This window comes from Winogradskyella poriferorum (genome assembly GCF_036553625.1).
GTDB classification, from domain to species: Bacteria; Bacteroidota; Bacteroidia; order Flavobacteriales; family Flavobacteriaceae; genus Winogradskyella; species Winogradskyella poriferorum.
In genome coordinates, this window is the sequence record NZ_JAZHOU010000010.1 from 1 (window position 1) to 5,350 (window position 5,350).

The window sequence follows — 5,350 nt, forward strand, 5'->3', positions numbered from 1 at the left end:
AAAACCGTTATATATTTGCACCCCCGAAACGGCCAAACAGGCAGAGATATCGGGACGTTCATTAACAGTTTAGGCATCTCGAAAAAAATAAATTTAATTTTTTTCAAAAAGATGTTGTGGGAATGAAAAAAGGGTTTTATATTTGCACCCGCTTAACGAAATAAGGTTAAGAAAAAGTAAAGAAATAAGTTCATTAACATATTGAATTGACAGCGTAAAGATCAACTGGAAACGGTTGATGAATAACAAGAGAATAGATCATTTAGAGTACTGAGATAATTCCTATTAGTTGTTAAGAGAGTAAGTCGAAAGACTTAAAAATTTAACGATGAAGAGTTTGATCCTGGCTCAGGATGAACGCTAGCGGCAGGCCTAACACATGCAAGTCGAACGGTAACAGGAAAAAGCTTGCTTTTTTGCTGACGAGTGGCGCACGGGTGCGTAACGCGTATACAATCTACCTCTTACTGGGGAATAGCCTTTGGAAACGAAGAATAATACCCCATAGTATCTAAATTTCGCATGTTATTTAGATTAAAGCTTCGGCGGTAAGAGATGAGTATGCGTTCTATTAGCTAGATGGTGTGGTAACGGCACACCATGGCAACGATAGATAGGGGCCCTGAGAGGGGGATCCCCCACACTGGTACTGAGACACGGACCAGACTCCTACGGGAGGCAGCAGTGAGGAATATTGGACAATGGGCGAAAGCCTGATCCAGCCATGCCGCGTGCAGGAAGACTGCCCTATGGGTTGTAAACTGCTTTTATACGGGAAGAAACCCATCTACGTGTAGATGGCTGACGGTACCGTAAGAATAAGCATCGGCTAACTCCGTGCCAGCAGCCGCGGTAATACGGAGGATGCAAGCGTTATCCGGAATCATTGGGTTTAAAGGGTCCGTAGGTGGATTAGTAAGTCAGAGGTGAAAGCCTGCAGCTCAACTGTAGAACTGCCTTTGATACTGCTAGTCTTGAATTATTGTGAAGTGGTTAGAATATGTAGTGTAGCGGTGAAATGCATAGATATTACATAGAATACCAATTGCGAAGGCAGATCACTAACAATATATTGACACTGATGGACGAAAGCGTGGGGAGCGAACGGGATTAGATACCCCGGTAGTCCACGCCGTAAACGATGGTCACTAGCTGTTCGGATTTCGGTCTGAGTGGCTAAGCGAAAGTGATAAGTGACCCACCTGGGGAGTACGTTCGCAAGAATGAAACTCAAAGGAATTGACGGGGGCCCGCACAAGCGGTGGAGCATGTGGTTTAATTCGATGATACGCGAGGAACCTTACCAGGGCTTAAATGTAGATTGCATTAGCTAGAGATAGCTATTTCTTCGGACTATCTACAAGGTGCTGCATGGTTGTCGTCAGCTCGTGCCGTGAGGTGTCAGGTTAAGTCCTATAACGAGCGCAACCCCTGTTGTTAGTTGCCAGCGAGTAATGTCGGGAACTCTAGCAAGACTGCCGGTGCAAACCGTGAGGAAGGTGGGGATGACGTCAAATCATCACGGCCCTTACGTCCTGGGCTACACACGTGCTACAATGGTAGGGACAGAGAGCAGCCACTTCGCGAGAAGGAGCGAATCTATAAACCCTATCACAGTTCGGATCGGAGTCTGCAACTCGACTCCGTGAAGCTGGAATCGCTAGTAATCGCATATCAGCCATGATGCGGTGAATACGTTCCCGGGCCTTGTACACACCGCCCGTCAAGCCATGGAAGCTGGGAGTGCCTGAAGTCCGTCACCGCAAGGAGCGGCCTAGGGTAAAATCGGTAACTAGGGCTAAGTCGTAACAAGGTAGCCGTACCGGAAGGTGCGGCTGGAACACCTCCTTTCTAGAGAAAGACGACTGATAGGAAGCTATCAAAATAAAAGAAATAAATAGGTTTATTCTCTTGCTGTTAATTTAAGATATCAATAATTAAGTAGAGTCTCATAGCTCAGCTGGTTAGAGCGCTACACTGATAATGTAGAGGTCGGCAGTTCGAGTCTGCCTGAGACTACTAATTAAAGGAAATTCTAGAAGTTGAGAGGGTAGTTTGGTAAACTACTAACTACTATGTACTAACTACTAGTATATGGGGAATTAGCTCAGCTGGCTAGAGCGCCTGCCTTGCACGCAGGAGGTCACCGGTTCGACTCCGGTATTCTCCACAAGACCGAGAGGTTAAAAGTTCATTGACATATTGAAAAAAGATACATGATAATTAGATAGAAATATTTAATAAAATTAAATTATTGTAACGAGCAATAATTGTAACTCATTAAAAAGACAAAAGTACAATAAGCTAAATAAGAGCGTATGGGGAATGCCTAGGCTCTCAGAGGCGATGAAGGACGTGATAAGCTGCGAAAAGCTGCGGGGATTGGCACATACAAATTGATCCGCAGATATCCGAATGGGGCAACCCACTATATTGAAGATATAGTATCCTTTAAGGAGGCGAACCCGGAGAACTGAAACATCTAAGTACCCGGAGGAGAAGAAAACAAAAGTGATTCCGCTAGTAGTGGCGAGCGAACGCGGAATAGCCCAAACCAGTATTGTTACGGCAATGCTGGGGTTGTAGGACTGCAATATTCAATCTATAATGAACTAGAACTGTTTGGAAAGACAGGCCAAAGACGGTGATAGCCCGGTATAGGTAAAGATTAGAGAGATAGCAGTATCCTGAGTAGTGCGGGGCACGTGTAACCCTGTATGAATTTGTCGGGACCATCCGATAAGGCTAAATACTCCTGAGAGACCGATAGTGAACTAGTACCGTGAGGGAAAGGTGAAAAGAACCCTGAATAAGGGAGTGAAATAGAACCTGAAACCATACGCTTACAAGCGGTCGGAGCGGATTTATCCGTGACGGCGTGCCTTTTGCATAATGAGCCTACGAGTTACCGTTGCTAGCAAGGTTAAGCACTTCAGGTGCGGATCCGTAGCGAAAGCGAGTCTGAATAGGGCGCTTAGTTAGTAGTGGTAGACGCGAAACCGTGTGATCTACCCATGGGCAGGGTGAAGCTGTGGTAACACATAGTGGAGGCCCGAACCGGTTGACGTTGAAAAGTCTTCGGATGACCTGTGGGTAGGGGTGAAAGGCCAATCAAACTCGGAAATAGCTCGTACTCCCCGAAATGCATTTAGGTGCAGCGTTGATTTAGTTTTATAGAGGTAGAGCTACTGATTGGATGCGGGGGCTTCACCGCCTACCAATTCCTGACAAACTCCGAATGCTATAAAATGATGATCAGCAGTGAGGGCATGGGTGCTAAGGTCCATGTCCGAGAGGGAAAGAACCCAGACCATCAGCTAAGGTCCCCAAATGTATGTTAAGTTGAATAAACGAGGTTGAACTGCTTAGACAGCTAGGATGTTGGCTTGGAAGCAGCCATTCATTTAAAGAGTGCGTAACAGCTCACTAGTCGAGCGGTTCGGCATGGATAATAATCGGGCATAAACATACTACCGAAGCTATGGACTTGTAAAAGTGGTAGGGGAGCATTGTAGTGTCGTCGAAGGTGTACTGTGAGGTATGCTGGAGAAGCTACAAAAGAAAATGTAGGCATAAGTAACGATAATGCGGGCGAGAAACCCGCACACCGAAAGACTAAGGTTTCCTCAGCTATGCTAATCAGCTGAGGGTTAGTCGGGACCTAACGCGAACCCGAAAGGGGTAGTGGATGGACAACGGGTTAATATTCCCGTACCTGCTCACACTAAAAGTGACGGATCTCCGTGGTTGCTGCGTACTGACGGAATAGTACGTTGAAGCGCAAGCGATAGTACACTGAGGCTACGGCCAAGGTGATAATGCAGCGAAGGAGGTTCCAAGAAAAGCGAGTGAAGCAGCCCGTACCGTAAACCGACACAGGTAGTTGGGATGAGAATTCTAAGGTGCTCGAGAGATTCATGGCTAAGGAACTAGGCAAAATAGACGCGTAACTTCGGGAGAAGCGTCGCCTGTAGTAATACAGGCCGCAGTGAAAAGATCCAAGCGACTGTTTATCAAAAACACAGGGCTCTGCTAAATCGAAAGATGATGTATAGGGCCTGACACCTGCCCGGTGCTGGAAGGTTAAGTGGAGGGTTTAGAAGTTTACTTCGAAGATCTCAAATGAAGCCCCAGTAAACGGCGGCCGTAACTATAACGGTCCTAAGGTAGCGAAATTCCTTGTCGGGTAAGTTCCGACCTGCACGAATGGTGTAACGATTTGGATACTGTCTCAGCCATGAGCTCGGTGAAATTGTAGTATCGGTGAAGATGCCGATTACCCGCAGTGGGACGAAAAGACCCCGTGAACCTTTACTATAGCTTAGTATTGGCTTTGGATAAGTAATGTGTAGGATAGGTGGGAGACTTTGAAGTGGCGTCGCCAGGCGTTGTGGAGTCATTGTTGAAATACCACCCTTTGCTTATCTAGAGTCTAACTTCTTGCGAAGGACAGTGCTTGGTGGGTAGTTTGACTGGGGTGGTCGCCTCCAAAAGAGTAACGGAGGCTTCTAAAGGTTCCCTCAGCACGCTTGGTAACCGTGCGTAGAGTGCAATGGCATAAGGGAGCTTGACTGAGAGACATACAGGTCGATCAGGTACGAAAGTAGAGCATAGTGATCCGGTGGTTCCGCATGGAAGGGCCATCGCTCAAAGGATAAAAGGTACTCCGGGGATAACAGGCTGATCTCCCCCAAGAGCTCACATCGACGGGGGGGTTTGGCACCTCGATGTCGGCTCGTCACATCCTGGGGCTGGAGAAGGTCCCAAGGGTTGGGCTGTTCGCCCATTAAAGTGGCACGCGAGCTGGGTTCAGAACGTCGTGAGACAGTTCGGTCTCTATCTACTGTGGGCGTTAGAAATTTGAGTGGATCTGACTCTAGTACGAGAGGACCGAGTTGGACGAACCTCTAGTGTACCTGTTGTTCCGCCAGGGGCATTGCAGGGTAGCTACGTTCGGAAGGGATAAGCGCTGAAAGCATATAAGCGCGAAACCCACCACAAGATGAGATTTCTTTAAAGGGTCGTGGAAGATGACCACGTTGATAGGCTACAGGTGTAAAGGCAGTAATGTCATAGCCGAGTAGTACTAATAACCCATAGGCTTATTGTACGCCGCTCTTTTTATAAGTACAAATCATGCAACTTTTTTCAATATGTTTATTATACGGTTTAAACAACCGAAATAGTTTAAGGTGGTTATAGCGACGGGGCTCACCTCTTACCTTTCCGAACAGAGAAGTTAAGCCCGTTAGCGCCGATGGTACTGCATCTGTGGAAGAGTAGGTCGCCGCCTTTTTTGAAAACCCTTACTAGTTAATAGTAAGGGTTTTTTTGTTGTTTATTATTTCTT

The 5,350-nt window shown here is 46.7% G+C and carries 2 tRNA genes and 3 rRNA genes; all 5 read left to right on the top strand.

From position 1 onward, the window contains the following. The first annotated feature begins 325 nt into the window (after window positions 1-325). The 5 genes from V1468_RS16365 to rrf all read left to right on the top strand — a co-directional run bounded on the left by V1468_RS16365 (window position 326) and on the right by rrf (window position 5,296). Window positions 326-1,851 (top strand): 16S ribosomal RNA (locus tag V1468_RS16365). A 94-nt stretch (window positions 1,852-1,945) separates the two neighbouring features. Continuing rightward, window positions 1,946-2,019: transfer RNA gene (locus tag V1468_RS16370), tRNA-Ile, on the top strand. Window positions 2,020-2,096: 77 nt separating this feature from the next. Further along, window positions 2,097-2,170, top strand: a tRNA-Ala gene (locus V1468_RS16375). A gap of 127 nt (window positions 2,171-2,297) precedes the next feature. Then, window positions 2,298-5,110, top strand: a 23S ribosomal RNA gene (locus tag V1468_RS16380). Window positions 5,111-5,188: 78 nt separating this feature from the next. Continuing rightward, window positions 5,189-5,296 (top strand): 5S ribosomal RNA (gene rrf, locus V1468_RS16385). Together the 16S, 23S and 5S rRNA genes with 2 tRNA genes alongside form the textbook arrangement of a ribosomal RNA operon. Window positions 5,297-5,350 lie beyond the last annotated feature (54 nt).